Source organism: Aeromonas cavernicola (assembly GCF_002795305.1).
Lineage (GTDB): Bacteria > Pseudomonadota > Gammaproteobacteria > Enterobacterales > Aeromonadaceae > Aeromonas > Aeromonas cavernicola.
In genome coordinates, this window is the sequence record NZ_PGGC01000259.1 from 1 (window position 1) to 1,301 (window position 1,301).

The window sequence follows — 1,301 nt, forward strand, 5'->3', positions numbered from 1 at the left end:
CCGGCCTCTACTTTGGTGGCGGCCAGAAAGAGGTGGCGATGTGGGCCGCCATCGGCAGCGGCTTCTGGGCTCAAGTGTTCTGGCTCGGGGTGGTGGGGATCGGCATGCTGCTGCCCCAGCTGCTGGCTCTGCTGACCCCGGCGCCCCTGCGGGAGCGAAACGGCCATCTGGTACTGATCTGCAGCCTGACCCTGATGGGGATCTTGCTGCTGCGCTACGTCGTGCTTTATGCCGGCCAAATGACGGTAGTTTAAAAACCGGTTCACGCTCCTGTTGCGAGGCCGTGATCAAGGCTCATGTGCTGCTCGCGTGTTTGCAATTAAGAGCGCTCACGTATGTCTACACGCTCTGGTTCGCGCAGCTCTTTAACGAGCTGACGACCTCTCACGACGGATCGTGAGCCGGTTATTAAAGTGGGGGACAAGCGCCAGCCACCTTCGGGTGACTGGCGCTGGTTTGTTGTTGGCCCAATGAATTTCTGGTGATGCCACACCCGTTGCTTGGCAATGTTCCCCGCCAAAGGGAGACAACGCGGCCTGTGTGTCATGACATGAATGACATCAAAGATTGACTGGAGGTTGTGTGCTGGCGGAGCTTGGCTATCTCTCACTGCTACTGGCGGCGGCACTCTCCTTGCTGCAGGGCGTCCTGCCCTGGCTGGGGTTGCGGCTCGCCTCCCCGACTCTGCTGCGCTGCGCCACGCCGCTGGCGCTGATCAATACCATCCTGCTGTTAGCCTCCCTACTGCTGCTCGCCAGCTGCTTTGGCCAGGATGATTTCACCGTCAGCTATGTGGCCCAACACGCCAACAGCGCCCTGCCGCTGGGTTTCAAGTTGGCGGCGGTGTGGGGCGGCCATGAAGGCTCCATGCTCTTTTTCGTCTTTGCGCTGGGGTTGTGGGGGGCTCTGGTGGCGATTTGTTCAAAACGGGTCGATCCGCTGATCACCGCCCGGGTATTGGCCATCATGGGGCTGATCGTCGGGCTGTTTGCCCTCTATACCCTGATCTTCTCCAGCCCATTTGACCGCCAATTCCCGGGGCCGCTGGAGGGGCGCGATCTCAATCCCATGCTGCAGGATATCGGCCTTATCATCCATCCGCCCCAGCTCGTAATAGGCCCACCAAGAGCCAAGTACGATACCGGCGGTGAGAAACACCCAGGAGCCGAGTGCCCAAGGGCGGCTCCAGTGGGCCACGGCGCCATCGAGCCTGCCCGAATGGAGCGCTGCCATGGCGAAGGCGACGTTGACCGCAAAGCCGACGTAACCGAGATAGAGCAGGGGCGGATGGATGATAAGGC

Annotated in this window: 2 protein-coding genes; both read left to right on the plus strand. The window is 61.0% G+C overall.

All coding sequences use genetic code 11. The annotated features are described in order from the left end of the window. Positions 1-254 (plus strand): NrfD/PsrC family molybdoenzyme membrane anchor subunit (gene nrfD / locus CUC53_RS18375; protein ID WP_167386799.1); only part of this gene is annotated, 254 nt, incomplete at its 5' end. A 328-nt stretch (positions 255-582) separates the two neighbouring features. Beyond that, positions 583-1,301 (plus strand): cytochrome c biogenesis protein CcsA (gene ccsA, locus CUC53_RS18380; RefSeq protein ID WP_476692221.1); only part of this gene is annotated, 719 nt, incomplete at its 3' end.